Below are 26,647 nucleotides of genomic sequence, written 5' to 3'. Positions count from 1 at the left end.
TTATTTGGGGGCAGACAACTAATTTAGAATATAGCCGATAGCCTACATATTGTCGGCCCGGTCTTGTACATTCTTTTTGAAGTTGATGACTTCATGATCATAGGTGGTCTGCATGTATTGGGATTTGATCATGAAATCGGCGGTGGCTTTGTTGATGGCCATCGGGATGTCGTAGACCTGGGCGATTCGCATCAGGGCTTTTACGTCTGGGTCGTGGGGTTGGGCGGTCAGGGGGTCGGAGAAGAAGATGACGAAATCGATGACGCCTTCCACGATTTTGGCTCCGATCTGCTGGTCGCCGCCTAAGGGGCCGCTGTTGTAGCCTTTTACGGTGAGGCCGGTTTTTTCTGTGATCAGCCTGGCAGTTGTACCGGTTCCGTATAGTTTGTGATTTTTCAGGATATCGCTGTGCTCTTTGCACCACTCGATCAGTTTTGGTTTTTCATTGTCGTGGGCTATGAGGGCTATATTTTTCTTTTCGCGGATCGTAAATGTGATGTAATCTGAATTCATTTTCTTATCCTCCTCTTTTCATCATTTGAAATGGGCTTTGCTTTATTTTTCATCCAGGTTAATCTTGGCGAAGGCGGCGGCAAATGCATTGTTGATGGGCTCTTCGGCTTCCTTTTTCTGCTTGTTTAAGTATGCGGCCACGTCGCGCTTTGTCACGCCTGCGCCCTCTTTTTTCCGGCGTTCCTGGAAGGATGTCAGTTTTTCTTTATAGCCGCATTTGCATACGAAGATCTGGCTGTCGCCTTTTCCCCGCAGTTCCATCTTTTTATGGCAGTTTGGGCATCTGGCATTGCTGGTTCTGGCAACGTTTTCCCTGTAGCCGCATTCCCGGTCCTGACAGACCAGCATCTCGCTGTTCTTTCCTTTAACGGACAGCATACGCTTTCCGCACTGGGGACATTTGGTGTTAGTAAGGTTATCGTGGCGGAAAGTTCCGTTTCCTGTTTTAATCTGCTCGATCAGTCCACCGGAATAGCCGCGGATGTCCTTCATAAAAGTATCCCGCCTCAGGCTTCCTTTGGCGATCTTTGACAGGCGCATTTCCCAGTCTGCCGTCATCTCCGGTTTCTTCAGATCTTCCGGAACCAGCTCTAACAGCTGTTTTGCCTTTCCCGTAAGATAGATATCCTTTCCCCGCCTTTCAAGCAGGAAACTGGAAAATAATTTTTCAATAATATCCGCTCTGGTGGCAACCGTGCCCAGTCCCCCGGTCTCGCCCAAGGTCTTTGCCATGGCTTTATCCTGGTTTTCCAAGTAAGCGCTGGGATTTTCCATGGCGGATAAAAGGGTGGCTTCCGTAAATGGAGCCGGAGGCTTCGTTTTCCCCTCTGTCAGACGGAACTGGAGCCCTGAAATCTTCTGTCCCTTTTTCAGATCAGGAAGTGTCTGGCTTTTTACGTCTTCTTCCTCATCCTCGTCCTCCGCTTCCCCTTCATAAACGGCCTTCCAGCCCAGGCTCTTTACAATCGCACCACGGGCCGTAAAGTCCTCGCCTCCGATTGAACACGTCATAGTCGTCTGCTCGTATTCGTATGCAGGATACAGAACGGCCAGGAACCGGCGCACCACCAGGTCGTAGATTCTCCGCTCGTCAATGGTCATATGATCCAGCTGGACAAACTGCTCCGTCGGAATAATGGCATGATGATCGGATACTTTGCTGTCATTTACATATGCCGCTTTTGTGGAAAATGTAGTCTGCATCAGTTTTCCGGCCAGCTTTCTGTAAGGCCCCACCCCGCAGGCATCCAGCCTTTCCTTCAATGTGGGCACAATATCGCTGCTCAAATATCTGGAATCCGTTCTGGGATAGGTGAGCACCTTATGGTTTTCATAAAGCCTCTGCATGATATTGAGCGTTTCCTTCGCCGAATAGTCAAACCGCTTGTTGGCGTCCCTTTGAAGCTCCGTCAGATCATAGAGCATGGGGGCAAATGATTTTTTCGGCACTTTCTTAATCTCAGTGACAACCGCACTCTCTCCCTGAAGGGAACGGAATAAGGTTTCCATCCTCTCTTTATCGAAAGACCGGCTGCTTTTCGTCTTTTTATCCTGCCAGGTTAAAGACAGGGCCGGGTTTAAGCTTTTCGCGCCGATTCCGTAATAGGGCTGAGGCTTAAATTCCCTGATCTGCGCTTCCCTTTTTGCGATCATGGCCAAAGTCGGTGTCTGAACGCGGCCGCAGGAAAGCTGGGCGTTGTATTTGCAGGTCAGCGCCCTGGTGGCGTTGATTCCAACCAGCCAGTCCGCTTCCGCCCTGCACATGGCGGCGTCATACAGACTTTCATATTCCTTTCCATCCTTCAGATGGGCAAACCCTTCCCGGATGGCCTTATCCGTAACAGAAGAAATCCAGAGGCGCTTTAACGGCTTCTGGCTTCCTGCTTTTTTAAGAATCAGCCGGGCCACCAGTTCCCCTTCTCTTCCCGCATCCGTGGCAATGATGATCTGTCCCACATCTTTTCTGTGAATCTGGGATTTCACCGCCTGGTACTGCTTTGTGGTCTGTTTGATGACTTCCAGCTTAAATTCCTTAGGTATCATCGGAAGATGATCCATCTTCCATTCTTTATATTTCGTATCATAATCCTCCGGATCAGCCAGGGTCACTAGGTGGCCCAAGCCCCAGGTGACGATGTACTGGCTTCCTTCTATATAACCATTTCCCTTCTGGCCGCATTTGAGCACGCGGGCGATGTCCCGGGCTACCGAAGGTTTTTCCGCAATAACCAATGATTTCATTCAAATCCTCCTCACTATCCACTTCATTCTAGCATAGATTTCCGGAAATGTTAACCCTGCCACAAAAGCTTGCTCACCGTGGTTTCGGTTGAAAAGCCTGGAATCTGATATAAAATCAAAAGATTGGTCACCCCGTTTTCCTTTAGAAATCCTTCTATTCCCGCATTGAAATACCTTAAATCCACCATATAAACCGTCTCAAAATGGTTGGCTGCAAAAGGTGCAAAGCTGTGGGCAAAAGAATCCTTTACAATTAAAAGCTTTCTCCCTTCGTTCTGTAACGACTGGTTCTGAATCACGGTCAGTCCATGGTTCCCGTCCAGATAGACCGCATACTGATCCTTCCCCTCCAGCGCCTTTAAACTGTACAGGCTGTCGTATACCTTTGGAAGACCGTCGTAGGTCACCTGATATTCCTGTTCCTCCTTCGGCAGAAAAAGCTGTATGCTGTCCGGGCGGGTTGTCACGTTCACTTTGGAATACACAGTGCCCAGAAAATCCTCCGATACCGTTTCCACGGTAAACTTATCTTTTCCCCAAGGTTCCATGCCCATGGACTGCGCCCATGCCTGATATCCGTAATAAGCGCCTTCTGCCGTCCAATGATGGTCGGTTCTGTAAAAGATATCTTCTTCATTATGGCTGTCCAGCCAACTCAGAACCGGCACCATCATTTCTTTTCCGGCCCCTTCTTCCAAAAGCTTTTCTTCCATATTCCGTATAATGATTTCCTGGTCATAAGGTGCTGCAAACCGAGGCAGCTTATCCGTTAAAATCTGAGATGCGGACGGAACCATCATCACCCGCACCCGGTTCTGCCCCAGCTCCATTTCCATGCGTGAAGCAAACTTCGCCACTGCGTCCAGGTTCTTGTCAAGCTGCCCACCTTCCAGGTCCTCCCTCTCAAACTTCTCGATCAGATATCCGTCCTTTGCCAGATAAACGCCGTTTACGTCCCGTCTGAGCTGGGCCTGCTCCACCCTCACTTTAAGGCCGACCCAATGATCCCTCATAGGAAACTGATCCCCTAAGTAGGCTTCATACGCTTTCCCATAACTTCCGTCCGCCAGGCTTTGCAGGGAAAATTCCGGCTTTTTCTGCAGATACCGGTTTTCCGACTGGGAAAAGCCTTTCTCAGGCCAGAAAATACCGGCCGCCGATACGCCCAGCAAAAAGACCAGAAACACTCCTGTTATCAGCCTGCTGCCGCTTTTATTCATCCGCTTCACCTCCTTAAAAACGGAAATACAGGAATGGATTATACCCTGCATTTACCAGATAAGCGGTGGTTACGATGAGAACCGCCGCCGCAAACAGAGATATGGCCAGACCTTTTTGCAGAGAGAGACCTTCTTCAATCTCCCCATCCCCTGCAATTCCGGACAGCCGTCCCGCGATCCGGCTCATACAGCCGGTAGCTCCGGCCGCGCAGCAGATCATTAACGGCAGATTGGACCAAAACAGATACCAGGTCCGTCCCGTGGCCTTTAAGGAAACTCCTGACCCGAACAATTCTCCCAGGAACCGGATTCCCGCCCCCATGTCCTCATGTACAAACAATACCCAGCCCAGATACACCAGAAACATCGCATATCCATGGCGGAGCAAAGAGGGCCATTTCTCAAGAAAACGGTTCAAAAACAGCTTTTCTATCAAAAGCAGCACGCCGAAATAAACGCCCCACAGCAGATAATTCATCCCTGCGCCGTGCCAGATTCCGGTCAGCGTCCAGACAATCATGATGTTAAAGACCTGCCTCATTTTCCCCTTTTTATTGCCGCCTAACGGAATGTAGACGTATTCCTTAAACCAGGTTCCCAGAGAAATATGCCATCTTCTCCAAAAATCCGTGATGCTCTCAGCCATATAAGGATAGTTGAAATTCTTAGGAAAATGAAATCCGAACATATGGCCGAGTCCCACGGCCATATCCGAATATCCGGAAAAATCATAATAAATCTGCATTCCAAATGCAAAAATACCGATCCAGGCCATGAAAACGGAACGGTCCGGCTGCATCACACCCTGAATCTCCGTCCACAGCGCCCCCATCTGATTGGCTAAAAGCACCTTTTTCCCAAGGCCGATCACAAAATACCGGACACCCAGCGCGAATTGGGATACGCTTTCCTTCCTGCCCGTCAGTTCCTCTTCGATGGTGCTGTAGCGCACGATAGGCCCGGCTATCAGCTGCGGGAACATGGACACATAAGCGCCGAATGCGATGATATTATTCTGTACCTTCGCATTTCCCCGGTATACGTCTATGGTATAGGACATGGTCTGAAATGTATAAAATGAAATCCCCACCGGAAGAGGAAGCCCTGAAAAATATTTAAAAAATCCCAATAAGCCCAGATTAATCACCACAGAGGACAATAAAACCGCCCGGGCAAAAGCAGTCCTTCCCTCTTCCTTAAACCGCCCGATCAGCTTGCCGTGGGTGAAATCCACCGCCGTTGAAAACAGCAGAAGCACGATATAAACCGGTTCGCCCCAGCCATAAAAGAAGAGACTCCCAAGGAATAAAATCCCATTGCGAAGTCTCCCCGGCGCAGCGAAATATGCAATTAACATCACCGGCAAAAACCGGAATAAAAACAATAAGCTGCTGAATACCATATGATCTCCTGTTTATTTATGAAAAGAATCCGTCGATAATATCAATGGCTATCTGATTATTCTTTTTCGCGGATTCCAAAGCTTCCTCTTCTCCTTTGAGTTCCGCATCCTCATCCGGAGTTCCCAGCATCACAAAGAACACATAATCCCCGTGGCGCACAACCTGAGAGGAAGAAACCTTAGGAAGATTCATAGGATACTGAACCGAATCATTCACCTGTTTGTCACGGTAAGCGGTCAGCGCCTCTTCCACCGCATCAGCCTTTCCTTCCGCAGCTTTTACGGCTACAAATGTATCCACATGGACGCTGATCATCGGTCCCTGGGCGATATACTGCTCATACATATCCTCACCGATTCCAAATAAATCATTCATGGCCTGCCCATCGTAATCCATGCTTGGAATATAGGCCTCACCATATGCTTCCTGTATCTTTTTCTGTATTTCACTTATATCCACGTCTTTTTTCACTTCTTCGGAAGAGGCCTCCACAGTAGTCTCCTGTGCAGACGATTCCTGATTCTGAGTGGTCTTTGGCTGGCATGCGGTAACTGAAACTGCAATCAAGCCTGCCAGTACAATTAAATACGATTTTTTCATTCTTTACATTCTCCTCAAAAATTATTGATGAAACAACACTTTTATATTATAATGGGTTGTTAGATGCCAGTCAATTTACGATTCGCTTACATTGACCGTAAGATTTTCCTCTTTTTCTGGAAATCCGGGCGGTCCATAACGGCACAGCGAAAGAATGAGAGGGAAAAATGGGATTCCAATTCGTTAATAAATTACCAACCCCGGACGAAATCCGGGAACAGTTTCCGGTTCCAAAGGACGTAGCTTCAGCGAAACTGATAAGAGATGAAGAAATTAAAAAAGTATTTACAGGGGAAAGTGATAAGTTCATTGTCGTAATCGGCCCTTGTTCCGCAGACAACGAAGACTCCGTCTGCGATTACACCAGCCGCCTGGCTCCTGTTCAGGAAAAGGTTAAGGATAAGCTCATTCTTATCCCCCGTGTATACACCAACAAGCCAAGAACCACAGGCGAAGGCTATAAAGGCATGGTTCACCAACCCGATCCGGAGAAGAAACCGGATATGTACGAGGGAATCTTAGCCATCCGCAGAATGCATATGCGGGTTATCCAGGAAACCGGCTTAACCACGGCGGACGAGATGCTCTATCCGGAAAACTTAAATTATCTGTCCGATCTGATGTCCTATATCGCAGTAGGCGCCCGTTCGGTTGAAAACCAGCAGCACCGTTTAACCGTCAGCGGATGTGAAGTCCCTGTCGGCATGAAGAATCCTACCAGCGGAGACCTGTCCGTTATGCTCAACTCCGTGGTTGCAGCTCAGCAGGGCCATGATTTTATCTTCCGCGGCTGGGAAGTGAAGACAGAGGGCAACCCTCTGACCCATACCATTTTAAGGGGAGCGGTGAATAAGCATGGCCAGTGCCTGCCCAACTACCATTACGAGGACCTGATTCTGCTTCACCACTTATACAGCCAGAGAAATCTGAAGAATCCGGCCTGCATCGTGGACGCAAACCACTCCAATTCCAACAAACAGTATCAGGAGCAGATTCGTATTGTAAAAGAAGTGCTTCACAGCAGACGCCATTCCGCAGAGCTCAGCAATTTTGTCAAAGGCGTTATGATCGAAAGCTATATCGAGCCGGGCGGCCAGAAGGTTGGCGAACATTGTTACGGAAAATCCATCACCGATCCATGTCTGGGATGGGAAGATTCTGAGCGCCTGATCTATGAGATCGCCGAAGGTCTTGTATAAGGAACTGCCTGACGCGGCGGAGTTTCCTGATTTATAAACGAAATTCTTAGAGGATATGAAATTTTAATTAATTTTTACAAAAATTTCATATTCTCTTTTTCTTTTGGAACTTTATCAATATATTCTAAATTTTCAAACCAGTTTTGGGAATATTTTTGTCATTGGCTCTTTATTTTATTAAGACTTTATGAATTTTACATATATTTCCAGATATCGCTTGTACATTTTCCACAAAAGTGATAGAATTGTAATAGAAGTAGTTATAAATACTACGTTACTACTTTAAAGCGCTGTTACTTGTTAATGGATAGTTGCTATCCCCGGTTAAAAGGAGGTTGGGGTATGGTAAAAAGACGGGTAGACACGTTACAGAGATACAATCCGGTTCCTATATCTATGCTGATTAACACAGCGAACTCCTTTGCATGCGACATCTTTGTTGAATGCGGTAAAAACAAAGTGAATGCAAAGAATTATGACGAGATGAAGCGAAACCTTGTAACTCAATACGGACATTTATTATTTTATTTCAATGGAGTAGACGAAGATGATGCAGGGAAAAAGATCGAGCAGATGTTCCTGCCGTAGAAGAATGAGCAGGCATTAAAAAAGAAGGAAAACAGGCATTTAACCAGTTCCTTCTTTTTTATTTGTTTTTTATGAAACTGCCGATGTGATACCAAAATAAATCAATACAATAACACCCAGAACGATTCTGTAATATCCAAAGAACTTAAAGTCATTTTTTCTGATATATCCCATCAAAAACTTGATCGAATAAACGGAAACCACAAACGCGATCACCATTCCCAACAGCAGATAAAACATCTCCACCCCTGAAAAATGCAGGCCATGTTTTAAAAGCTTTAATAAACTTGCCCCAAACATAACCGGAATTCCAAGGAAAAATGAAAATTCTGCCGCAACGCTTCTGGAGCATCCCAACAGCATCGCCCCCAGAATCGTAGCGCCTGATCTGGAAGTCCCCGGCACCAGGGCCAGCACCTGAAACAATCCGATGTATAAAGCGGTCTGGTAATTCAGCTGTGTTGTCTTTGTAATCATGGGTTCCCTATACTGGTTTCTCATCTCGATTACGATGAAAAGCGCTCCGTAGAGGATCAGCATCGCCGCCACCACATAAGAGTTCATCAGATGCGCTTCCATCCACTCATCGATCAAAAATCCGAATATGGCCGCCGGAATACAAGCCACCACAATCTTGAGCCACAAAAACATGGTAGCTCTCTTCTGGCTGGGCTTTTTCGACCGGTCAAAAGGATTTAGTTTCTTAAAATATAAAACTACCACAGCCAGAATCGCGCCCAGCTGAATCACTACTAAAAAAACATTTCTGAATTCTTCCGTAATATTGAAATGAATGATCTCATCCACCAGAATCATATGTCCGGTACTGCTGATCGGAAGCCATTCGGTAAAGCCCTCCACGATGCCGAGCACGATCACCTTTAATATCTCAATCACTGACATATCTTCCCTCCTGTTCTTCTCTATGTATTTCCTGCATATCCTGTCTGCGGGCACTGAGGCCCCAGATTTTACAAGTTTTCAATCTGCCAGTCGATCGGTTCTGCACCGTTGGCCTTTAAAAATTCATTGGCCTGGCTGAAATGCTTGCATCCGAAGAATCCACGGTATGCGGACAGAGGGCTTGGATGAGACGCCTTCAAAATCAAATGTTTCGGGTTGGTTAACATCGGCGCCTTAGACTGAGCCGGTCTTCCCCAAAGCATATAAACGATGGGACGGTCCTGTTCGTTCACCGCATGGATGACCGCATCGGTAAACTGTTCCCATCCTCTCCCCTGATGGGAATTGGCCTGATGTGCGCGCACGGTCAGAACCGTGTTCAGCATCAGCACGCCCTGATCCGCCCATTTTTTCAGATAGCCGTTGTTTGGCATATAACAGCCCAGATCATCCTGTAATTCCTGATAGATATTGATTAAGGACGGAGGAATCTCCTTCTGCTCCGGCTTCACTGAAAAGCTGAGCCCATGCGCCTGGTTTACATTGTGGTAAGGGTCCTGTCCCAGGATCACGACCTTAACCTTGCTCAGCGGGGTAAAATGAAATGCATTAAATATGTCGTCTGCCGGGGGGTATATGACCCGGGTGCTGTATTCGTCTTTTACAAACTGATAGAGCTTTGCATAATATGGTTTCCTGAATTCACTGCCGATCTTATCTATCCAGTCATTCTGTATCATTCCCATGGTGTTATCTCTCCTCTGCGAATTAATTCAGTTACATTATATGCTATTTGACGACACATTTCAACAGGACAAATCCTAAAACCCCGCTTCTCCCCCAATCTCGCTTCTGATCTGCAGTTTTTCAATAGCAACCGTCATCTCGTCCCCGGTATCATACGGAAATTGATACACCGCTTCCTTCACGGTTTTATGATCATCCTCCATTCTGTAATAAGTGTACCCCAAAGATAAGGAAAACTCATCTCCGCCTGCGCCGCAGCCGTGGCTGGTATGAGCCTCATCCGACAAGCTGCCTCCTGATAGAACTCCCAAACTGGTATCCGGTTCGAAAAAGAGCGTTATATGATCTTCTTCACTTCTCTCGATTCTTTTCAGCCTCAGTTCCAGCCCGTCCACGGAAAGAATGTCGTCAGTCAGCAGATATCCCCCTCTTTCCGGAACACGGAATGTATAGGTCAAAAGCGCTCCATCTGTATTATACAGCTCATAAACAAGGCCCTCCGTTCCAAATCCCACAACGGCTTCCTGAGGCTTTTCAACGGCTTTCCATACTTGGTTTCCCTCCCCTATGCTTTCCGCCTCATATCTTCTTCCGCTCTCTCCAATAAAAGATGGCTGAAAAAGCTCCACACTGCATTGATTTTTTCCGGTTCCCCATACGTGATCCGTCTCCATGATGATTCCCACCATACTTTTGTCCGGTGTTAATGGAAAAACCGTCCACTGCACGCCCGATGTGTTCACGGTCATATCCTGGTTCAGAGCAGTTCGAAACGGCGCTTCTAAGCGGACCGTCACACTTTGTCCCTCCACCAAAAAGGTCATGTCACTGCTCATTTCCACCCCTGTGAAATGACACTGAAGCTCACTTTTTCCCTTCACCTCCTGTTCGGAGCCAGGCACTTGTTCCACCACAGTCATTCCTCTGCTGCTATTATCTGATTCTTCATAAGACCTGCCATTTACCACCAAGCTGGCTTTCCCGACTCCATCCGCATTGTTCCTGCTTATCACCGCATAAACGTCGCTCCCATCCCTGTATGCGAGTTCTAAACAATAGCTGCCGTCTGTTCCAAATGTCACGGCTTCTCTCAATACATAATAACCGTCTGTTTCCGATTCCGTAACCCTTCCTCCAAACAGAAATGCCGCAAGCCCCTTTGCTGCCGCAGTAATGCCGTTAACATTCCAGATGGCTAAGATAAAAAGCAGGCAGGCTGCGGCAGCCATCCCTTTTCCGGCGGTATTTTTCCAGATTCTCCCTCTCTTAGTTTTGGACAGACTCAGAGGTTTTTCCGGAAAAATATCTTTGGAAAGCAGCAATACCAGATCATCGTCTATGTAATTTTCTAATGATTCGAATTCTTTCATGTTATACCTCCTGTTTCCTGTTTTCCCGGATGGTGATTCCTTCCTCCGAGAAGATTTTTTCCAGTTTTTTTCTCAGGCGGCTGATCCTGATATCCACTGCGGCCCGGGAGGAACCGGACTGTTCTGCTATTTCTTCAATTGTCATGTGGTATAAAAATCTCATAGAAAACAGCTTTTGTTCTTTTGGTTTTAAAGACTTTAATATCTGTTTTATGAGATCCTTTAATTCCTCCCATTCCACCGCCCGGTTATCTTCCAGGCCGATTTCCAATACGCCTTCCATCGGAACCATTTTCAGCCGCGACAGCTTTTTTACCATGTTCAAAGCCCGGCTGCGGGCCACCACGGCCACATATGTTTTAAAGCTGGCCCTGCATTCATCATACTTTTCCGGGCAGGTTAAAAGTTCACACATCACATCCTGCACCACCTCTTCCACATCCTCCTTCGTTCCCAAAGGATACAGGATTCTTTGGCAGACCAGGCGGGCAGCCGGTGCATATGTGCGGTACAGTTCTTCCTGATCCATTCCTGATATCTGATAATCCACATTTCTTTTCCCGTCGTCCGGTAATTTGATTTTATTCTGTTTCATAGGTTTTTTGATTCCCTTTCGAGATATTGGTTTCAGCTGAAGGTTTATATAATACTATACCAGCAAAAAAGAAGATTTCTTTCACTTTTTCCCTTACTTTTTAATGAATTTCTTCTTCCCATTCAACGGATTCCTCCAACTGAAATGCCAATATTGACGCACGAAAAAAGCGTGGGCATGTATCAGGAGGCGGTAAACCCGCTTTCCTTCCTACAAATCCACGCTATTAAATCGGATCAATACACATCCAATCTCTTTATCTATATTCTGACATCCGCAGACAGCATTTCTTTGCTTCTGTCAATATCCAATAAACAGATCATCCTGTCATGTTTCCAATAAATCCCTTTGGCCGCCCACCGTTCGGGAATCACTGCGCCCGAATGATCTTTGGCAAGGTGTTTCTCTTCCACACTTTCCATCCACGGAGAACCGGGCAGAAGAATTCCGAACAAATCCGGCTTTCCTTTAACCACTAAAACCGTCGCATTTCCATCCGGCATTTCCTCTCTGCGTCCGCCCAGCCGCACCACGGGAACAATCATTCCTTTATAATAAAATACGCCGCAAAAATGTTCCGGCTGGCGGGGCACAAACTGTAACCTGATATGGATGCAGATTTCCACTATATCCAGAAAATCAACCGCATAATATGCGCCGTCAGAGGAAAAACACAGCAACTCCCTGGCCGTTTCAATTTCCATTCTGCATCCCTCCTTTTCCCTGTTCATATCCTGCAAGGGAAATCAAAGTCTCCACGTCGATGGACATGCATATGCTTCCATTTCCCAGCACGCTGCAGCCGTTCAATGCGGTCTGCCGTTGAAATCCGTTTCCGAACAAGTCGGGAAGCGGTTTCTGCACCAGTTTTTCTTCCCCATAGACCTTGTCTACCAGCAGGCACGCCTCTTTTTCCACACCTTTTATATGAATCAAAGTCTTTTTTGCCTCCGGATTATTCTTCAGTCCATAAAAGTCCGCAAGATCGATCACCGGAAAGATCTGGTTATCGTACAGGATAACCTGGCGCCCATACTCCTCATGAACCGCAGAATCGTCCGGCCGGTATTCAAAAAAGCGGCACACCTGATGGGAAAGCACGCTGAATATAGATCCGTCCACCTTAAAACGGATTGCCTCCACAATGGTATGTGCAAGGGGAAGATCCAGGATGATAGACGTTCCCTTCCCTTTTTTGCTCTCAATCCGCAGGTGGCCTCCATTGTCTTCCGTTATCTTTCTTACGATATCCATTCCGACCCCGCGGCCGGAATATTCGTCTGCCTGCTTTCTGGTGGACAGGCCCGGCAGAGTGGAGAGTTCGAAAATCTCTTCCAGCGTATACTCTTCTTCCGGTTTGGTAAACAGCTGTTTTTCTCTGGCTTTTTTTCTCAGCTGCTCTTCATCCATGCCCTGCCCGTCATCGCTGATCCTCACGATCATCTCGCCGCCGGAACTTTCCACGGAAAATGAAATGGTTCCAAAATCCGTTTTTCCGGCCTTTTTCCGCGCCTCTGCCGTCTCAATTCCATGATCGGCCGCATTGCGGATAACGTGCATGCTGGCCTCATACAGCTGCTCCACAATGTATTTGTCCGCTTCCACGTCCTGACCGGAAACGATAAACTCGATCTTCTTTCCCTGTTTCCTCCCCAAATCCCGGACAATGCGTTTCAGCTTGGGAATGATCTGAGCCACCGGCACCATTCTCATATGCATCACCGTCTTTTCCAAATCGCCCAAAATCTGTCCTGCCGAATATCCGTACAGTTCTTCCAGTTCCGCATATTCCGGTTTTCTCAGCTCATTGCGGAATGCCGACATCAGGATGATCAATTCTCCGGTCAGGTTCTGCAAATCGTCCAGACGGTCCAGGCGGACGCTGACATACTCCGTATCCACTCTGGACTGCGTTTCCACGTTCTCCCTGGTCTGCTGTGCATGGTCACTCTGTTCTTTCTGCCCTTTTTCCGTTTTCTCCCGTTCTTTATCCGCTTTCACAAAACCGGTATCCGGATTGCCGTGATCCGCGTCTGACTTCACAGGAGCTGCTTCCGGTTCCTGCGCCTCTTCCAGTTCACACCGGCTGACGAATAATCCTTTCTTTATCAATTCCAGTGCTTCGCTGACCCGCTCCTGCCCGATCCGTATCCTCAGTCCTTTTTCCCTGATGTCGTTCTCGGCTCCGGCGTCCTTTTCCGGACTTTCCGGAATACTGGCCGCTTCCGGAATCTGTTCCTTCAGCTGACGCATCAGCATATATGCCCGTATATGCTCCATCTTGCAGTCCGCTTCAAAAAAAACTTTGATCCAGGTGCCGGACGGCCCCTTCTGCTCTGTTTTCTCTGCCTCCGCCTGAACCTGAGAATCCAAGCGCACTTTGAGCTGGGCTAAAACGGAGGATATCTCCTGTTTCATCTCTTCCGGCGAGGTGGGATCATACTCCTCCTGAACCATCAATTCCAGCTCTTTTTGTATAAAGTCAGATGCAAAAAACAGCAAATTAAACAGTTCCGTCTGCTTCCCTTCCGCCAGGCAGAGATTATCCCGGAGTATGGCAAACAGATCCTCCAGGTTATGAGCGATCTCCGATAGCCCCGACAGCCCCATCATGGCGGATGAACTCTTTATCGTATGCATGATACGAAAAATGTGATTGATATCTTCTGCAGAAAATGTGGCTGTTTTTTCTCCTTCCATCAGAATCTCATCCAGGTTCTCCATGAGCTGTCTGGTTTCCAGCAGATAAATGTCCAACATTGCCAGTGTATCGCTGTCAAAATACCCCATACCGGTTTACTCCTCTAATCGTTTTTCATACCAGACACTGCAATTTTTCTGATGCCTCTTTCCATAGTACAGCGCTTTATCCGTGCGGGCGATATTTTCCTCCATGCTTACACTCCTGTCATAGGAATTAAGTCCCATGGTAATCGTGCACCGGAATCCCACGCCGTTGTGGGCAAACGGAAATTCCTCAATCTGTTTCCTTATCTTTTCACTGATATCAAAGGCCTCTTCCTCGGTCACGGAAAAAAGTACCAGCAAAAATTCCTCTCCGCCCCAGCGGATCACCTTATGGCGCTTGCAGACAGATTCCATAATATTGGAAATACAGACAAGAACCATATCTCCCGCCTCATGGCCATACTGGTCATTGACACGCTTAAAATTATCCACATCCGCCATAACGATCACATTGCTCACATTTTCCCGGCTTTCGTCCTCTATCTGATCCATTAAGTCATCCTGCACATAGCGCCGGTTGTATAAACCGGTAAGGCCGTCCCGAAATGCCATGTAATTCAGCTTTTCCATATTCATCTGCAGTTCTTTATTCATACGGTCCAGTTCGTCTTTCTGCTTCTTCATCTTGAGATGGGCCATAACTCTGGAACGCAGCTCCTCTTTTCCAAACGGTTTTTTAATATAATCACAAGCCCCCATGGAGAATCCCTTCACAACGTCCTCATCACTGTCCTTGGAGGTTATGAAGATAATCGCTGCATGGTTCTGGTCCTGTGCCTTGATCATCTGGCACAGCTCATATCCTTCCGTATCCGGAAGCACAACGTCCAGCAGGATCAGATCCGGCTTACACCGTTTCAGCTCCATTATAGCCTCCTCTCCGGAATGCGCCTCCGCAAGGATCAGATTCTCATCTTTCAGAATCATCTTAATCTGTCCGCATATGAATATGCTGTCATCCACTATTAAAACCGTTTGTTTATCCGCTTCACTCATAACCACTCCTCCAATAAGAGTATTTTTATAATCTTAGAATCTTTCCGCCTACCCGTTTCACTTCCAGTTCACCCGTTTCGGCAGAAAAACAGATGGTGCGCCCGTGATGGGCTCCCGTATCTTCCGCAGAGATGGGAATTCCGGCCAGACAGAGGGCCTCTTTCGCCGCATTGATATTGCGCTCCCCGATCTTCATATGAGCGCCGGCATGCTGAAACATCTCCGCTCCGCCCGCGATTTTTGCTGTCATTCTGGATCGTTGTCCTCCCAGGCTCTCCATCTCCTTTATCAGGGACAGCACGCCCGTATCTGCAAATTTATAAACATTATTCTGATTTACCGCACCACTTTGGTATGGCAGAAGAATATGAGCCATTCCCGCTATCTTGACGAGAGGATCATATAAACAGATGCCAACACAGGAACCCAATGCATATGATACCAGTTTGCCTGGATTTTTTACTGTTTTCCCATCTGCAATACCCACAATAACCGCGTCCATATCACACACCAAGAACTTTCAGTATTTTATCAAGGGATTCCAATTCCGGCAGGAACAACACATGGCTTGTAAACGATAACTGCTCAGCGCTGAACTTATTCTTAATCATCAGCAGCTCCTCGCTGACATTTACAAAATGTATCATGGGAACGCTTAAAATAGCGCCCGCCATGTCGCTGCAGATAGAAGGAACCGAAACATGGATTTTTACATTCATCAGTCTGGCAAGCGCATTGATATAAGCGCAGCACACCACATTGCCAACCTCGCAGACAGCCGACCGGCACATCTCGTCCATAGCCGTCAGATCCCTTACTTCCTCACCTAAAAGGGCATTCAGCACACTCTTTGTAAATTCTTCATCCAGCAAAAACATAAAAATACCCGACAAGTCTCCGCTGATCTCCAGCATAATTCCTGTTTCAAATACTTCCGCTCCGCCTAACAGCTCAGGAACATCCCTATATTCCACCAGCTCCACCTGGGGCAGCTCTACGTCAAACGTAAATCCCACCATGCTGGATAAAGAGGTGATTGCATTGCCGGTTCCGATATTGCCCAATTCTTTCAGAATATCCTGTGACATCTCGTCCAGTTCCGAATACTGTTTCATATCTCTATTCCACCTCCGTAATTCCCAGAGCAGCCTTTATGGATCTTATGATCTGTTCCGGCTTAAACGGCTTCACTATAAACTCATAAGCTCCGGCATCCATCGCTTCTATAATCATGGCCTCCTGGCCAACCGCAGAACACATAATCACCAACGCTTCAGGATCTCTCTTTTTTATCCGTTTCAGCGCCTCAATTCCGTTCAGTTTTGGCATGGAAATATCCATCAGAACCAGATCCGGCTTCTCTTTTTCATATACGAGGTCTGCTTCTTCACCATCTACAGCCTCTATTACCTGGTCAAAACCGGCTTCATTTAAAACTTTCTTCAGCATTGCTCTCATGAACAGCGCATCATCCACCACCAATATCTTTTTATCCATTCCTGTTTCTCCCTTATTCGTCAATTTCGAACTTCTCCACCAGATCTTTCAGAAGGTGAGCCTGTGCGGACAGCTCTTCGCTGGCAGCCGCGCTCTCTTCCGCAGTGGCCGAATTGCCCTGCACAATATCGGAGATCTGTTCAATGCTCTTTCTAATCTGGACAATGGCATCCGCCTGCTGCACCGATGCCTCGGAAATACGGTCTACCATGGATGTGACATCCTGCATGCCGTCCACCACTTTCATCAAAGACTGCGCCGTATCATCGGCCTCCTGCATTCCCTCGTCCACGGTTTCCGTATTCTTTAACGCAAGATCGGAAGTCAGTTTGGAAGCGCTGGATGTTTTCGATGCAAGCCTCCTTATCTCATTTGCCACCACGGAAAATCCCCGTCCTGCTTCACCGGCCCGGGCAGCTTCTACGGATGCATTCAGAGCCAGAATATTGGTCTGAAATGCGATGTCCTCTATCTCTTTTACGATTCCGCTGATCTCACCGGAATTCTTCTTTATCGCTTCAATTACCGCTATCATGCGCTTCATCTGCTGATTGCTGTCTAAAACCTGATTGCCCACCTGGTCCGCAAGCTGGCTGGATTTCACCGCATTCTCCGCATTGCTGTTTACGCCTTCAGAGATTTCGTTGATGCTTGCCGCCAGTTCTTCGATGGACGCGGCCTGCTCCGAAGCCCCCTGTGATAAAACCTGTGCTCCGTTGGACAGCTGTTCCGCTCCAACAGACAGCTGCTCCGCACTGCTTCCAATCTGCTGCATAGATCCCTGAAGAAGATTCTTAATGCTTTCAACCGCCTGGTTCAGCGTCACAAATTCACCCCTGAATTCCGAAGCCAGTTTGTATTTCAGCTGCCCATTTCCTACCGCTACAAGGGCTTTTTCGATTTCAGATACATAATCGTGGAGAGTGCTCACCGTAATACGGATATTTTCCGCCAGCTCTCCCAGCTCATCATCCGCCTGATAGGTAAGATTCGGGTGAAGATCTCCTGCCGCCACCTGTCTGGCTGCCCTTTGGATCTCTTTCACAGGAATCGTAATGCTTCTGGTGGTTATCATCCATACGATCACAGAAACGGTCATTACAACAGCAGCCAATACCAGAATGAAGGTATTCATAAGCATCTGCACTTCTTTTCCCGAATGGAGGTAATCATCCGCCTCTTTGGCAGAGCTTTCCACAAGCAGGTTAAGAGCGGCCCTGGCCTCTACAGCCATAGGTTCATAATCATTCCGGTAAACCTCCAGCGCCTGCTGCTTTTTACCTTCTTCCAAAAGCTCTATCACCTGATCCCTGTAAGGTTTCAGCTTAGTTACCTTTGCTTCCACATCCATGATAATTGTATTATCACCGGCTTCATTATCCAATAACTGAGGGATGCCGCTTTCAATCACCTTGGCAAACTCTCTCGCCTCATCCAGATACTTATGTCCTTCCTTTTCGTCCTCTATGACAATAAAACAGAGCAGATTCCTTCCAACTCCCTGGATGGAAGCCTGCATCCTTCGGGCCATTCCCACCACCTGATACGGTTTGTCATAGAAATTCTGCATGGCGGCCGAAATGCTGCGGATGGCGGTCAGTGCACCGATAATCGTAATAATATATAACAAGAAAATGCATGCAAATGATGACAGCAGCTTTTTTCCCACTTTCATATTCTTGTACTTCGTTTTCATCTTATAGTCCCCCGCGCATCCAAATTTCAACTCTGTTCCAGATACTTTTGCGCAATTGATACAATGCGCTCTCTCTGAAAGGGTTTCACAATAAAGTCAACTGCTCCGGCATGTGTGGCTCTTCGTATGGTTTCCTCCTGTCCGATGGAAGAACACATAACCACCTTTATATCAGGCTTAATCTCCAAAAGTTCTTTTAAAACCTCCATGCCCGATTTCCCCGGCATGGTAATATCTAAAAATACCAGAGACGGCCTTTGGTTTCTGCAGATTTTTACCGCTTCTTCTCCGTCCTTTGCCTCCAAAAGATTCTCAAACCCCTGCTCCTGCAGGCTCTCTCTGATAATGCGTCTCATAAACATCGCATCATCCACAATCAAAATTTCTTTTCCCATAATCTTTTAATCCTCTCTTCCGGAAAAGCTCAATATCTGATCCACGATCTGTTCCGGTGTACATTCTATTCTCACTGCTCCGGCTTTTTTCGCCTCATAAGGCATTCCGTAAACCGGGCTGCTGGCCTGATCCTGTCCGATGGTAAGTGCTCCTGCCTGATACATCTTAAAAAGGCCGTCCGCGCCGTCTCTTCCCATACCGCTCAGGATAATTCCCATGCCGTCTTTGCCCGCGCATGCAGCTGACGAAAACAGCACATCCGCAGATGGGCAGACTCCATTTCTCAGATCGCTGCCGCCGCATTTCAGATAGTATCCTTGGCCGCCCTTCATAATGCTCAGATGGGTTCCGCCGGAGGCAACATATACGGTTCCATTACAAACCGGTTCCAGATTCGCCGCTTCCTTCACCTTTATACGGCACTGGCTGTTCAGGAATTCGGACAGCCAGGCGGTAAAACCCTGGCTCAGATGCTGGACTACCACGATGCCGGGCACCGTTGCCGGCAGCTGTCTCAATATGCCCAGCAGAATGCCGGGGCCTCCCGCGGACGCCCCTATTGCAATCACCTTGCTGCTCAATACAACTGCACTGCCCTCATCCTTCTCCCGATCCATAAGCTACTCCTTTTTATAAACGGCCGGACCCACGCACATCAGAGACGTATTGCCCCTGGACAGCAGTTCCGAATGGCCTACAAGCAGATACCCGCCCTTTTTCAGACTGTCCTCCAGATTCTTAACAACGGCCTGCCTCACTTCCGAATCAAAATAAATCATAACATTCCGGCACAGAACCAAATCGTATTTCCTGAACTGCCGGAACGATTCCATCAAATTCTGTTTCCGGAACTGAATTTTTTCTCTTAACCTTTTCACCATCTGAAACGTGCCGTCATCCAATACGGTACAATATTTCTTCTGCCAGGAAACAGGAAATGCTTTCATCTCCTTCATCGGATAGACGCCTGTTTTGGCCTGTTCCAGCACCGCCGCCGACACGTCCGTGGCCACAATCTGATACGGGGGCAGATGGCCTCCCATATCCTTATAATCCTCCAAAACCATGGCTAACGTATAGCTTTCCTCTCCGGTGGCGCAGCCGGCGCACCAGATATAATAACTGTCTCCCGGACCATTTTTTTCCACCTCAGGAAGAATCTTATCTCTGATGAAGTCAAAATGAAGGGATTCCCGTAAAAAATATGTATAATGTGTCGTGAGACGGTGGATCATCTCGTCGGCCATCTTTTTACTCTTGTCGGCTTCCACCATCTGAAAATACGTTCCAAATGAATCCGCCCCGCATTTTTCCAGCTCTTTTTTCAGCCTGCATTCGATGAGAACCCTTTTCTTCTCCAGGGCGATCCCATAGTTATCCTTTACAAACTGAACAATATATGAAAATTCTCTGTCCGACAGCCTTATCACAACAGCAATTCCCTCCAAATTTGATATTTCAACCCTTCTGACTGTTCTTCCAGCGCCTGATGGGAAATCTCTGAAAGATCGCCTATCTCATCAACAGCCATTCCAATCTCTCTTCCATCCCTCTGTTTCAGTAAAATTCCGCATTTTACAGGCTGAAATTCCATCTCCTCCGCATCCAGATACAGATATGGGACGGTTTTTCCCTGGTGTATGGCAATTCCGATCACTTCCTCCGGTGAATCCGGCACCGGCATTACCACAGGGGCTGTCTGAATCGTCTCTATAAGGTTAAACGGCACTAAATAGGTGTGATCCCTGCATCTTACAGAAATCACGGATAGCCGTTTTTCCTCTGCCGCAGCGCTTTCACTCATATTCCCCTCCTTAAATATATGAAACGGTATTCACTTTTCTCACATCCAATAGGATGGTTCTGTTTCCACCGCTTTCTTATATAATTCCAATACATTCACGCAGTATGCCGCAGGGCATTCTTCCCTGTCTATGGGAACCGCCGCTTCCAGATACTGATTCGCCCTGCATCTCACTTCCTCCGGCAAAAACAATTGATCCGTATCCTTCACGTTTAAAAGCCCCTCGGCCATCTCGACCGCAATCCCGAACTTCGCGTCCCCGGCATTCAAAAGAAGAACGTATTCATTTTCCCCATCTCCCGTTAAGCCGCACAAACGGTCTAATAAAAAAACCGGAACTTCGCCGCTCATTCTCTTCTGACGGGACACCACGGCTTCGATCCGGTCTGTTTCTATCAGGAAATATAAATTTCCCGTATAAATCAACATATATGGAGTTTCCATATCTCTCCTTTATTCCCGATTATTTGCTTACTTATAAGTGTACTAAATTCGCCGCATAAGAGCAAGCAGTCTTTCTCCTTTCAAGGGAAGGCCCGGTTAGTATTCACGGCCCCGGGAACCTCTGCCGTGAATACTAACAAGGCCCGGCTGCCGCAAATCCGGTCAGGCTTTTATTGCCCATCTCATCTTAGTGGACTTGGCCCGGCTGTTCAGGCTGCATTCCTCTGCCGACGGCCTGATAACATCCTTAGCGATTTCGCTGTAAACTCCCTCGCGGAAAAACCGTTTAAAGAACTGCTTCACAAGCCGGTCCTCTCCTGAATGAAAGGTCAAAATCGCCACACGCCCGCCCGGAGCCAACACCCCCGGAAGCTTTTCCAGAAACTCTTCCAACACTTCAAATTCGCTGTTTACATCAATCCGCAGCGCCTGAAATGTTCTCTGGCAGGATTTTTTCACCGCTTCTTTCCTCTTATCTTCCGGAATAAAATGAAGCGCGTCCTCAATTACCTGCTGAAGCCTTGTGGTTGTGGAAATCTCTCTTCCCTTTTTTAACTCCGACATCACGGCACGCGCAATCTCTTTCGCATAAGGCTCATCCGAATTTTCTGTCAGCATTCCTTCCAGTTCTTCCCGGTCAAGCTCTTTTAACCGTTCCGCCGCTGAAATTCCTTTTTGGGGATTCAGCCTAAGATCCAGAGGGCCTTCGTGTTTATAAGAAAATCCCCGTTCCGGATTATCAATCTGCATGGAAGAAACGCCCAGATCAGCCAGCACGAAATCAAAGGGGCCGCCTTCGGCCGCCACTTCGTCGATATTGGCAAAATTAATCTGCTTGATGGTCAGAATCTCAGGGCCGTATCCTTTGTCCGCCAGACGTTTTCTGGTCTTTTCCAGCTCTATAGGGTCCACATCCAGCGCGTAGATATGGCCTTTGGATTCCAGGCATTTTAACATCTCCAACGTGTGCCCTCCATATCCCAAGGTGGCGTCCAAACCGGTTTGTCCCGGTTTTATCTGTAGAAATTCCAGAATTTCTTTCACGCATATGGAGATATGCATGCCGGCAGGAGTACTTCCCTTTTTTATTACTTTTTCAATTGTATCCGCATATTTCTGCGGCTGGAGTTCTTTATATTTTTCTTGATATTTTTTAGGATGGGTGCCTTTATAGCGCACGCGCCTCTTGTGTTTTTGCTCCTGTTCCTGATTATCCATTCTTTACCTCACTGATTTCACTTACTTCGATATTATGACTACTATTATATTCTAAATTCTGAGATTTTCCAAACACTTTAAAAAATATCTGTTAAAAGACGAAATCGAACTGAAATCTTCTTGACGTACCCTTCGTTCTGAACTATGTTTATATTATAGGAAAGTGAATTTTAAACGGGAGTTAAAGGAGGTATTCATTTATCATGGAACAGACATTCAACGCGATTTTAATCCATCCGGAAGACAATGTGGCTACGGTGACGGAAGAACTGCACGACGGAGACTTGGTCTGCTACCGGAACGGCGTCGATATATGTACGCTGACAACCAGCGGAGTTCCCATCTATCACAAGGTTGCGGTAACGGATATTCCGGAGGGACAGCCGGTTCTAAAATATGGGGAAATCATGGCGGTGGCTACGAAACATATCGCCAAAGGCAGCCATGTACATACGCATAATGCGGCCAGCGCCGTTTCGTAAAGAAAGGATGGAACTTATATGAAATTTATGGGATACCGCCGGCCGGACGGCACGGTGGGAATTAGAAATCATGTTTTAATTATGGCTACCGTGGGATGTGCGGCAGAAGTTGCCAGAAAAACAGCCGACGGCCTATACGGAGCCGTATCATTTATCAACCAGAACGGCTGCGGGGAAACCGCCAAAAATCTTCAGCGCACCAGGGATATTATCGTAGGCCTCTGCGCCAATCCGAATATATACGGGGTAGTTGCCATCGGCTTAGGTTGTGAACTGAACAAAATGGAGGATTTTCTGGCCTTGGTAAGACAGCGGACCAAAAAACCGATTGAAGGACTGCTGATCCAGCAGGAAGGCGGCACTATCAACACCATCGCCAAAGCGACTCATATCGCACAGAAGATGATCACCGATGCGTCCACCTGCATGCGTGAAGAATGCGACATCTCCGAGCTGATGCTGGGCGTGGAATGCGGCGGTTCGGATGCCACCTCAGGTCTCGTGGCAAATCCGGTTATGGGTCTTGTAAGCGACCGTCTGATCGGTATGGGCGGAATCTCCATGTTCAGTGAAACCGTGGAAATGATCGGCGCCGAACACCTTCTCGCCAAACGCGCCGCTACGCCGGAGCTTGGACAGCGGATTCTGGATATCGTCCATGGACGGGAACAGGAGCAGATCGACGCCGGTGAGGATATCCGGAAAACGCAGCCTTCTCCCGGCAACCAAGATGGCGGAATCACCACTTTGGAAGAAAAATCCCTGGGCTGTATTCACAAAGGCGGACATACGCCGATTATGGAGATGGTGGATTACGCCCAGCCGCCTACAAAAAAGGGCCTGATTCTGATGGATACCCCATGTTATGACATGATCTCCACCACAGCCAAGATAGCGGCCGGCTGCCAGCTGGTAGTCTTCACCACAGGCCGTGGCAATTCTATCGGCAATCCGGTTGCTCCGGTTTTAAAAGTGACCGGAAACGGGGAAACCTACCGCCGCATGGAGGATAACCATGATATCAATATGGGAGATGTGCTGGAAAAACATGTGTCTTTAGAAGAGATGGCCGATTTCACCATGAAGGAAATCGTGGCCACTTTAAATGGAAAGCTGACGAAAGCGGAAATCTACGGTTTTGGATATTCAGACGTAATTATCAGTAGAGCCTGCGAATACTGCTGACGGCAGGCTCTGATAATAATAAATAGATTGGCAGGAACTATTTTCTCCATTCGATGATGTCATTCAGGTTCTTTCGGGGTCTCGGATGAGGTGACTCATCGGCATAGCCGATTGTCATGGCCGCATATAGCTGGCCTTCTGAGGATAACCAACTGCACAGCTCCTTATAGGCAAAATAGGTATCGCAGATCCAGAGGCTTCCAAGGCCCAGTTCAGCCGCCGTTAATGTCATGTTTTCTATGGCTGCGCCGATTGACTGGGCATTGCAGATTTCATATATCCTCTGTTCGGCGTTAAGCGGAGTGTTCAGGTCCTGGCCCAAAGTGTTCATGATAAAAATGACGGCCGGGGCCTGTTTCATTATGTTTAATGTATATTCTGCTCCTTTCAGATGTTCTGCGCTTTCGGGAAGGAGGGGATCGCTTTTTTCTCTTTCTAATCCTCTCTCCATGGCCGAAAGCATATCTTCTTTTGAATCGCCTGTAACGATTATGAACTTCCACGGCTGCCTGTTTTTTGAAGACGGTGCCAGTGTTCCTGCTCTCACGATTTCTTCAATTACGGACCGGGGCACGCTGTCCGGTTTGTATTTACGAATGCTGCGTCTGTCCGATATGGCTTTTATCATCTTAAATTCCTCTCTTCTTCCTGGCGTTTTTCTGATATTAAAAATTACTAACCAAGCAATTTCTCAGCCATCTCCATCCGCTCTGCCACCGGAACTCCAAATGGGCACCGTTCCTCGCATCCTTTGCATCCGATACAGTCTTTTGCGTTTACGGTAAGGCATTCATAATGAGCGCGGATCGTGGCAGGCACTTCCTCCTGCATGGTGGCAAGATCGTACAGCTTATTCACCATAGCGATATCAATTCCCACCGGACACGGCGCACAATGACCGCAGTAAGTGCACTGGCCGAAATACGCGTGGCGCGGTGCGCCTGCCAGCACGCTGGCATAATCTTTTTCTTCTTCCGAAGCGGTTTCGTAAGCCACAGCGGCGTCCACATGCTCCGTGGTGTCATATCCGACCATAATGCTGGCTACCGCAGGGCGCGTCAGGGCGTAGTGAATACACTGAACAGGAGTTAACGCCACTCCAAATGGCGAGGCTTCTGCTGAAAAAAGCCTTCCCCCCGCATATCCTTTCATAACCGTAATTCCAACGCCTTCCCGCTCGCAGATCCGGTAAAGCTCCGACCGCTCCGGCGCAATTCCGCCCACTTCTTCCGCATAGGTATCTTTAAAATACTCGCTCAGGTCTTCGCTGGCAGGCAGCATATCGAACGCCGGATTAATACTGAAGAGAATCATCTCGATCTCCCCATGAAGCGCAGCCATCTTGGCCACATCCGGATTATGTGTGCTGAGGCCGACATGACGGATAACTCCCTTACTCTTCAATTCCCTTATGTAATCCATAAATTCGCCGCCGGTAATCCGCTCAAATTCCGCCTTTTCGTCCACAAAATGAATCATTCCCAAATCCACGTAATCGGTCTGAAGACGCGTCAGAAGATCCTGAAATGCTTCCTTCACCTTCGGCAGCTCACGGGTTCTGACATATTGGCCATCCTGCCAGGTAGATCCCAGATGCCCCTGTATGATCCAATGATCCCGATGTTCCTTTATGGCCGCTCCGATATTCGAACGGACATTAGGCTCAGACATCCAGCAGTCCAGGATATTGATTCCAGATTTCCTGCAATGCTCAATTACTTCTTTAACTTCTTCCGCATTATGGCGCTCTAACCATTCGGCGCCCAGACCGATCTCACTGACCCTGAGACCTGTTTTTCCTAATTCTCTGTACTGCATAGCGATTGCTCCTTTCCTATTGCCTGTGTCATCCGCATTTTTAATGATAATGAGTATATTATATCATTAACGCCGGAAACCTTCCTCACCTTTTATTCCACTATTACATATTTTTCCTAAGCCACTCCTCCAGCGCCTCCGACTGATCCATATCCTCCCGCAAATTATAGCGTTCCAAATCTTCACTCATGGGAAATGCTTCCATAAACGCCTCCGCTAATCCCTCATTTTTACTCATAAACAGGGTACAGCTGCTGTCCCATGCCACAATCTCTATTTCCGCCAGAGGATGCTGGATGCCGGCCGGATTGTTCCAAAAATCAGGATTTCCGTCCGCATAAGGAAGCTCATATCTTAAAATGTCACTCAACGTGACACTCTTATGAAAACCTGACAAAACGGCCCAAACCCATTGCTCCCGGTTCGTCCCTGCAACGGCAGTGAGCTCTTCTCCTGTCATCCAGCAGTATTTGCGCCTCCCGTGCATTTTACTATCCGCCTCTATCTGCCCGGGCACCCCGTCCCAGTCCGTAATCAGCCAGTTGTAATTACTTTGCGCCTGGCCGATTCCATGAAAAACATCGGATAAAATGGTGTAGTATGGTTCACCTTTTTCAAGAATTACGGCTTTCATTTTTCCATTTCCTCTCCCGCCGGTTGTTCTCTCCCCATATACAAAGCTCATCCAGAATTTTCATCAGGCTTTGGCCTCTGGGGCTTAAACTGTACTCCACTTTAGGCGGAATCTGCGGATATTCTTTGCGTATGATCAGCTCATCCGCCTCCAATTCCTTTAAGGACAGGCTCAGCGTCTTGTCGGATATGGTGCCAATGGAACGTTTCAGTTCATTGTACCTTATCACGTTGAACTCCATAACACAGTAGAGGATCACCATCTTATACTTACCGCTAATCAATGACAGCGTATAGCTGAAACCGGTATCCTGGAAGTTAAATTTCTCCAAACAGTCGTTTCGCATTTAT

General features: G+C 47.6%; 30 protein-coding genes. 4 read left to right on the top strand and 26 right to left on the bottom strand.

The genetic code is table 11. The annotated features are described in order from the left end of the window. Positions 1-42: 42 nt before the first annotated feature. Genes C0033_RS10785 through C0033_RS10765 form a run of 5 tightly spaced genes read right to left on the bottom strand, consistent with a single transcriptional unit; the run spans position 43 to position 5,977 of the window. Positions 43-513 carry a methylglyoxal synthase gene (locus tag C0033_RS10785; protein WP_103227879.1) on the bottom strand — a complete coding sequence of 157 codons (471 nt, stop codon included), beginning with the start codon at positions 511-513 and terminating at the stop codon, positions 43-45. A 42-nt stretch (positions 514-555) separates the two neighbouring features. After that, entirely contained in the window at positions 556-2,754 is a 2,199-nt protein-coding gene (locus tag C0033_RS10780) for a DNA topoisomerase III (RefSeq protein WP_103227878.1), read from the bottom strand. 50 nt (positions 2,755-2,804) lie between these two features. Next, positions 2,805-3,974 (bottom strand): DHHW family protein, encoded by a 1,170-nt coding sequence (locus C0033_RS10775; RefSeq protein WP_103227877.1) that lies wholly within the window; start codon positions 3,972-3,974, stop codon positions 2,805-2,807. A gap of 13 nt (positions 3,975-3,987) precedes the next feature. After that, a complete protein-coding gene (locus C0033_RS10770; protein ID WP_103227876.1) occupies positions 3,988-5,376 on the bottom strand; it encodes an MBOAT family O-acyltransferase in 1,389 nt (462 codons plus the stop codon). Positions 5,377-5,392: 16 nt separating this feature from the next. Beyond that, positions 5,393-5,977, bottom strand: coding sequence for a DUF4358 domain-containing protein (locus C0033_RS10765; RefSeq protein WP_103227875.1), 585 nt, complete (start codon positions 5,975-5,977; stop codon positions 5,393-5,395). Between the two features lie 167 nt (positions 5,978-6,144). Between C0033_RS10765 and C0033_RS10760 the strand changes: the two genes are divergently transcribed. Together C0033_RS10760 and C0033_RS10755 are read left to right on the top strand one after the other, a co-directional pair. Further along, entirely contained in the window at positions 6,145-7,176 is a 1,032-nt protein-coding gene (locus C0033_RS10760; RefSeq protein ID WP_103227874.1) for a 3-deoxy-7-phosphoheptulonate synthase, read from the top strand. Between the two features lie 342 nt (positions 7,177-7,518). Continuing rightward, positions 7,519-7,764: an HPr family phosphocarrier protein gene (locus tag C0033_RS10755; RefSeq protein WP_103227873.1), complete on the top strand. Its 246-nt coding sequence runs from the start codon at positions 7,519-7,521 to the stop codon at positions 7,762-7,764. A 69-nt stretch (positions 7,765-7,833) separates the two neighbouring features. Here C0033_RS10755 and C0033_RS10750 read toward each other — a convergent pair whose 3' ends face one another. From C0033_RS10750 to rsmH, 17 genes are all read right to left on the bottom strand, one after another. After that, positions 7,834-8,667, bottom strand: coding sequence for an undecaprenyl-diphosphate phosphatase (locus tag C0033_RS10750; RefSeq protein WP_103227872.1), 834 nt, complete (start codon positions 8,665-8,667; stop codon positions 7,834-7,836). Between the two features lie 68 nt (positions 8,668-8,735). Further along, positions 8,736-9,413: a uracil-DNA glycosylase gene (locus C0033_RS10745; protein WP_103227871.1), complete on the bottom strand. Its 678-nt coding sequence runs from the start codon at positions 9,411-9,413 to the stop codon at positions 8,736-8,738. 75 nt (positions 9,414-9,488) lie between these two features. Continuing rightward, positions 9,489-10,784 (bottom strand): hypothetical protein, encoded by a 1,296-nt coding sequence (locus C0033_RS10740; RefSeq protein ID WP_103227870.1) that lies wholly within the window; start codon positions 10,782-10,784, stop codon positions 9,489-9,491. Between the two features lies 1 nt (position 10,785). Further along, the gene (locus tag C0033_RS10735) at positions 10,786-11,379 is read right to left on the bottom strand and encodes a sigma-70 family RNA polymerase sigma factor (protein ID WP_103227869.1); all 594 of its coding nucleotides are present in this window, start codon (positions 11,377-11,379) and stop codon (positions 10,786-10,788) included. Between the two features lie 260 nt (positions 11,380-11,639). Further along, positions 11,640-12,083 carry a chemotaxis protein CheW gene (locus tag C0033_RS10730; RefSeq protein ID WP_180994677.1) on the bottom strand — a complete coding sequence of 148 codons (444 nt, stop codon included), beginning with the start codon at positions 12,081-12,083 and terminating at the stop codon, positions 11,640-11,642. After that, the gene (locus C0033_RS10725; protein WP_103227867.1) at positions 12,073-14,169 is read right to left on the bottom strand and encodes a chemotaxis protein CheA; all 2,097 of its coding nucleotides are present in this window, start codon (positions 14,167-14,169) and stop codon (positions 12,073-12,075) included. The genes C0033_RS10730 and C0033_RS10725 overlap by 11 nt, the downstream gene beginning before the upstream one ends. Positions 14,170-14,175: 6 nt before the next feature. Beyond that, a complete protein-coding gene (locus C0033_RS10720; RefSeq protein ID WP_103227866.1) occupies positions 14,176-15,123 on the bottom strand; it encodes a diguanylate cyclase in 948 nt (315 codons plus the stop codon). Positions 15,124-15,148: 25 nt separating this feature from the next. Beyond that, positions 15,149-15,625, bottom strand: a complete 477-nt coding sequence (locus C0033_RS10715) for a chemotaxis protein CheD (protein ID WP_103227865.1) — start codon at positions 15,623-15,625, stop codon at positions 15,149-15,151. A 1-nt stretch (position 15,626) separates the two neighbouring features. Continuing rightward, complete coding sequence (locus tag C0033_RS10710; protein WP_103227864.1) at positions 15,627-16,238, bottom strand: chemotaxis protein CheC; 612 nt, start codon at positions 16,236-16,238, stop codon at positions 15,627-15,629. A gap of 4 nt (positions 16,239-16,242) precedes the next feature. Continuing rightward, the gene (locus C0033_RS10705; protein ID WP_103227943.1) at positions 16,243-16,620 is read right to left on the bottom strand and encodes a response regulator; all 378 of its coding nucleotides are present in this window, start codon (positions 16,618-16,620) and stop codon (positions 16,243-16,245) included. Between the two features lie 13 nt (positions 16,621-16,633). Further along, on the bottom strand, positions 16,634-18,316 hold the full coding sequence (locus C0033_RS10700) for a HAMP domain-containing methyl-accepting chemotaxis protein (protein ID WP_103227863.1): 1,683 nt from the start codon (positions 18,314-18,316) through the stop codon (positions 16,634-16,636). A 26-nt stretch (positions 18,317-18,342) separates the two neighbouring features. Then, positions 18,343-18,711, bottom strand: a complete 369-nt coding sequence (locus tag C0033_RS10695; RefSeq protein WP_103227862.1) for a response regulator — start codon at positions 18,709-18,711, stop codon at positions 18,343-18,345. A 6-nt stretch (positions 18,712-18,717) separates the two neighbouring features. Further along, positions 18,718-19,329 carry a CheB methylesterase domain-containing protein gene (locus C0033_RS10690; RefSeq protein WP_103227861.1) on the bottom strand — a complete coding sequence of 204 codons (612 nt, stop codon included), beginning with the start codon at positions 19,327-19,329 and terminating at the stop codon, positions 18,718-18,720. Positions 19,330-19,332: 3 nt separating this feature from the next. After that, positions 19,333-20,160 carry a protein-glutamate O-methyltransferase CheR gene (locus C0033_RS10685; RefSeq protein ID WP_242984471.1) on the bottom strand — a complete coding sequence of 276 codons (828 nt, stop codon included), beginning with the start codon at positions 20,158-20,160 and terminating at the stop codon, positions 19,333-19,335. Then, complete coding sequence (locus C0033_RS10680) at positions 20,139-20,516, bottom strand: chemotaxis protein CheW (protein ID WP_103227859.1); 378 nt, start codon at positions 20,514-20,516, stop codon at positions 20,139-20,141. Before C0033_RS10680 ends, C0033_RS10685 begins: the two co-directional genes overlap by 22 nt. A gap of 39 nt (positions 20,517-20,555) precedes the next feature. Continuing rightward, entirely contained in the window at positions 20,556-20,960 is a 405-nt protein-coding gene (locus C0033_RS10675) for a hypothetical protein (protein ID WP_103227858.1), read from the bottom strand. Positions 20,961-21,122: 162 nt separating this feature from the next. Next, positions 21,123-22,178 (bottom strand): 16S rRNA (cytosine(1402)-N(4))-methyltransferase RsmH, encoded by a 1,056-nt coding sequence (gene rsmH, locus C0033_RS10670; protein ID WP_103227857.1) that lies wholly within the window; start codon positions 22,176-22,178, stop codon positions 21,123-21,125. 203 nt (positions 22,179-22,381) lie between these two features. Here rsmH and C0033_RS10665 point away from each other — a divergent pair, with 203 nt between their 5' ends. Both C0033_RS10665 and C0033_RS10660 read left to right on the top strand, forming a co-directional pair. Then, on the top strand, positions 22,382-22,660 hold the full coding sequence (locus C0033_RS10665; RefSeq protein ID WP_103227856.1) for a UxaA family hydrolase: 279 nt from the start codon (positions 22,382-22,384) through the stop codon (positions 22,658-22,660). A 27-nt stretch (positions 22,661-22,687) separates the two neighbouring features. Beyond that, a complete protein-coding gene (locus C0033_RS10660; RefSeq protein ID WP_242984470.1) occupies positions 22,688-23,845 on the top strand; it encodes a UxaA family hydrolase in 1,158 nt (385 codons plus the stop codon). Positions 23,846-23,882: 37 nt separating this feature from the next. Here the strand turns inward: C0033_RS10660 and C0033_RS10655 are convergent, their stop codons facing one another. The 4 genes from C0033_RS10655 to C0033_RS10640 all read right to left on the bottom strand — a co-directional run bounded on the left by C0033_RS10655 (position 23,883) and on the right by C0033_RS10640 (position 26,643). Then, the gene (locus C0033_RS10655; RefSeq protein ID WP_103227854.1) at positions 23,883-24,473 is read right to left on the bottom strand and encodes a nitroreductase family protein; all 591 of its coding nucleotides are present in this window, start codon (positions 24,471-24,473) and stop codon (positions 23,883-23,885) included. A 47-nt stretch (positions 24,474-24,520) separates the two neighbouring features. Next, on the bottom strand, positions 24,521-25,663 hold the full coding sequence (locus tag C0033_RS10650) for an aldo/keto reductase (protein ID WP_103227853.1): 1,143 nt from the start codon (positions 25,661-25,663) through the stop codon (positions 24,521-24,523). 103 nt (positions 25,664-25,766) lie between these two features. Next, entirely contained in the window at positions 25,767-26,297 is a 531-nt protein-coding gene (locus tag C0033_RS10645; RefSeq protein ID WP_103227852.1) for a hypothetical protein, read from the bottom strand. Then, positions 26,278-26,643 carry a helix-turn-helix domain-containing protein gene (locus tag C0033_RS10640; RefSeq protein ID WP_103227851.1) on the bottom strand — a complete coding sequence of 122 codons (366 nt, stop codon included), beginning with the start codon at positions 26,641-26,643 and terminating at the stop codon, positions 26,278-26,280. The genes C0033_RS10645 and C0033_RS10640 overlap by 20 nt, the downstream gene beginning before the upstream one ends. Between the last annotated feature and the right edge of the window lie 4 nt (positions 26,644-26,647).

Origin of the sequence: Clostridium sp. chh4-2 (assembly GCF_002899675.1) — a bacterium.
GTDB lineage: Bacteria > Bacillota > Clostridia > Lachnospirales > Lachnospiraceae > CHH4-2.
Note: the sequence above shows the minus strand (reverse complement) of the source record. Positions and strands in the feature narration are given on the sequence as shown.

What these genes read in the sequence shown, in the direction of transcription:
- C0033_RS10785 (WP_103227879.1), bottom strand. Translation starts at nt 513, where the DNA reads ATGAATTCAGATTACATCACATTTACGATCCGCGAAAAGAAAAATATA.
- C0033_RS10700 (WP_103227863.1), bottom strand. Translation starts at nt 18,316, where the DNA reads ATGAAAACGAAGTACAAGAATATGAAAGTGGGAAAAAAGCTGCTGTCA.
- C0033_RS10690 (WP_103227861.1), bottom strand. Translation starts at nt 19,329, where the DNA reads ATGGATCGGGAGAAGGATGAGGGCAGTGCAGTTGTATTGAGCAGCAAG.
- C0033_RS10710 (WP_103227864.1), bottom strand. Translation starts at nt 16,238, where the DNA reads ATGAAACAGTATTCGGAACTGGACGAGATGTCACAGGATATTCTGAAA.
- C0033_RS10760 (WP_103227874.1), top strand. Translation starts at nt 6,145, where the DNA reads ATGGGATTCCAATTCGTTAATAAATTACCAACCCCGGACGAAATCCGG.
- C0033_RS10650 (WP_103227853.1), bottom strand. Translation starts at nt 25,663, where the DNA reads ATGCAGTACAGAGAATTAGGAAAAACAGGTCTCAGGGTCAGTGAGATC.
- C0033_RS10660 (WP_242984470.1), top strand. Translation starts at nt 22,688, where the DNA reads ATGGGATACCGCCGGCCGGACGGCACGGTGGGAATTAGAAATCATGTT.
- C0033_RS10725 (WP_103227867.1), bottom strand. Translation starts at nt 14,169, where the DNA reads ATGGGGTATTTTGACAGCGATACACTGGCAATGTTGGACATTTATCTG.
- C0033_RS10740 (WP_103227870.1), bottom strand. Translation starts at nt 10,784, where the DNA reads ATGAAAGAATTCGAATCATTAGAAAATTACATAGACGATGATCTGGTA.
- C0033_RS10655 (WP_103227854.1), bottom strand. Translation starts at nt 24,473, where the DNA reads ATGATAAAAGCCATATCGGACAGACGCAGCATTCGTAAATACAAACCG.
- C0033_RS10715 (WP_103227865.1), bottom strand. Translation starts at nt 15,625, where the DNA reads ATGGACGCGGTTATTGTGGGTATTGCAGATGGGAAAACAGTAAAAAAT.
- C0033_RS10695 (WP_103227862.1), bottom strand. Translation starts at nt 18,711, where the DNA reads ATGGGAAAAGAAATTTTGATTGTGGATGATGCGATGTTTATGAGACGC.
- C0033_RS10770 (WP_103227876.1), bottom strand. Translation starts at nt 5,376, where the DNA reads ATGGTATTCAGCAGCTTATTGTTTTTATTCCGGTTTTTGCCGGTGATG.
- C0033_RS10775 (WP_103227877.1), bottom strand. Translation starts at nt 3,974, where the DNA reads ATGAATAAAAGCGGCAGCAGGCTGATAACAGGAGTGTTTCTGGTCTTT.
- C0033_RS10705 (WP_103227943.1), bottom strand. Translation starts at nt 16,620, where the DNA reads ATGGATAAAAAGATATTGGTGGTGGATGATGCGCTGTTCATGAGAGCA.
- C0033_RS10730 (WP_180994677.1), bottom strand. Translation starts at nt 12,083, where the DNA reads ATGGAAATTGAAACGGCCAGGGAGTTGCTGTGTTTTTCCTCTGACGGC.
- C0033_RS10645 (WP_103227852.1), bottom strand. Translation starts at nt 26,297, where the DNA reads ATGAAAGCCGTAATTCTTGAAAAAGGTGAACCATACTACACCATTTTA.
- C0033_RS10765 (WP_103227875.1), bottom strand. Translation starts at nt 5,977, where the DNA reads ATGAAAAAATCGTATTTAATTGTACTGGCAGGCTTGATTGCAGTTTCA.
- rsmH (WP_103227857.1), bottom strand. Translation starts at nt 22,178, where the DNA reads ATGGATAATCAGGAACAGGAGCAAAAACACAAGAGGCGCGTGCGCTAT.
- C0033_RS10755 (WP_103227873.1), top strand. Translation starts at nt 7,519, where the DNA reads ATGGTAAAAAGACGGGTAGACACGTTACAGAGATACAATCCGGTTCCT.
- C0033_RS10665 (WP_103227856.1), top strand. Translation starts at nt 22,382, where the DNA reads ATGGAACAGACATTCAACGCGATTTTAATCCATCCGGAAGACAATGTG.
- C0033_RS10680 (WP_103227859.1), bottom strand. Translation starts at nt 20,516, where the DNA reads ATGAGTGAAAGCGCTGCGGCAGAGGAAAAACGGCTATCCGTGATTTCT.
- C0033_RS10640 (WP_103227851.1), bottom strand. Translation starts at nt 26,643, where the DNA reads ATGCGAAACGACTGTTTGGAGAAATTTAACTTCCAGGATACCGGTTTC.
- C0033_RS10675 (WP_103227858.1), bottom strand. Translation starts at nt 20,960, where the DNA reads ATGGAAACTCCATATATGTTGATTTATACGGGAAATTTATATTTCCTG.
- C0033_RS10750 (WP_103227872.1), bottom strand. Translation starts at nt 8,667, where the DNA reads ATGTCAGTGATTGAGATATTAAAGGTGATCGTGCTCGGCATCGTGGAG.
- C0033_RS10745 (WP_103227871.1), bottom strand. Translation starts at nt 9,413, where the DNA reads ATGGGAATGATACAGAATGACTGGATAGATAAGATCGGCAGTGAATTC.
- C0033_RS10720 (WP_103227866.1), bottom strand. Translation starts at nt 15,123, where the DNA reads ATGAGTGAAGCGGATAAACAAACGGTTTTAATAGTGGATGACAGCATA.
- C0033_RS10780 (WP_103227878.1), bottom strand. Translation starts at nt 2,754, where the DNA reads ATGAAATCATTGGTTATTGCGGAAAAACCTTCGGTAGCCCGGGACATC.
- C0033_RS10735 (WP_103227869.1), bottom strand. Translation starts at nt 11,379, where the DNA reads ATGAAACAGAATAAAATCAAATTACCGGACGACGGGAAAAGAAATGTG.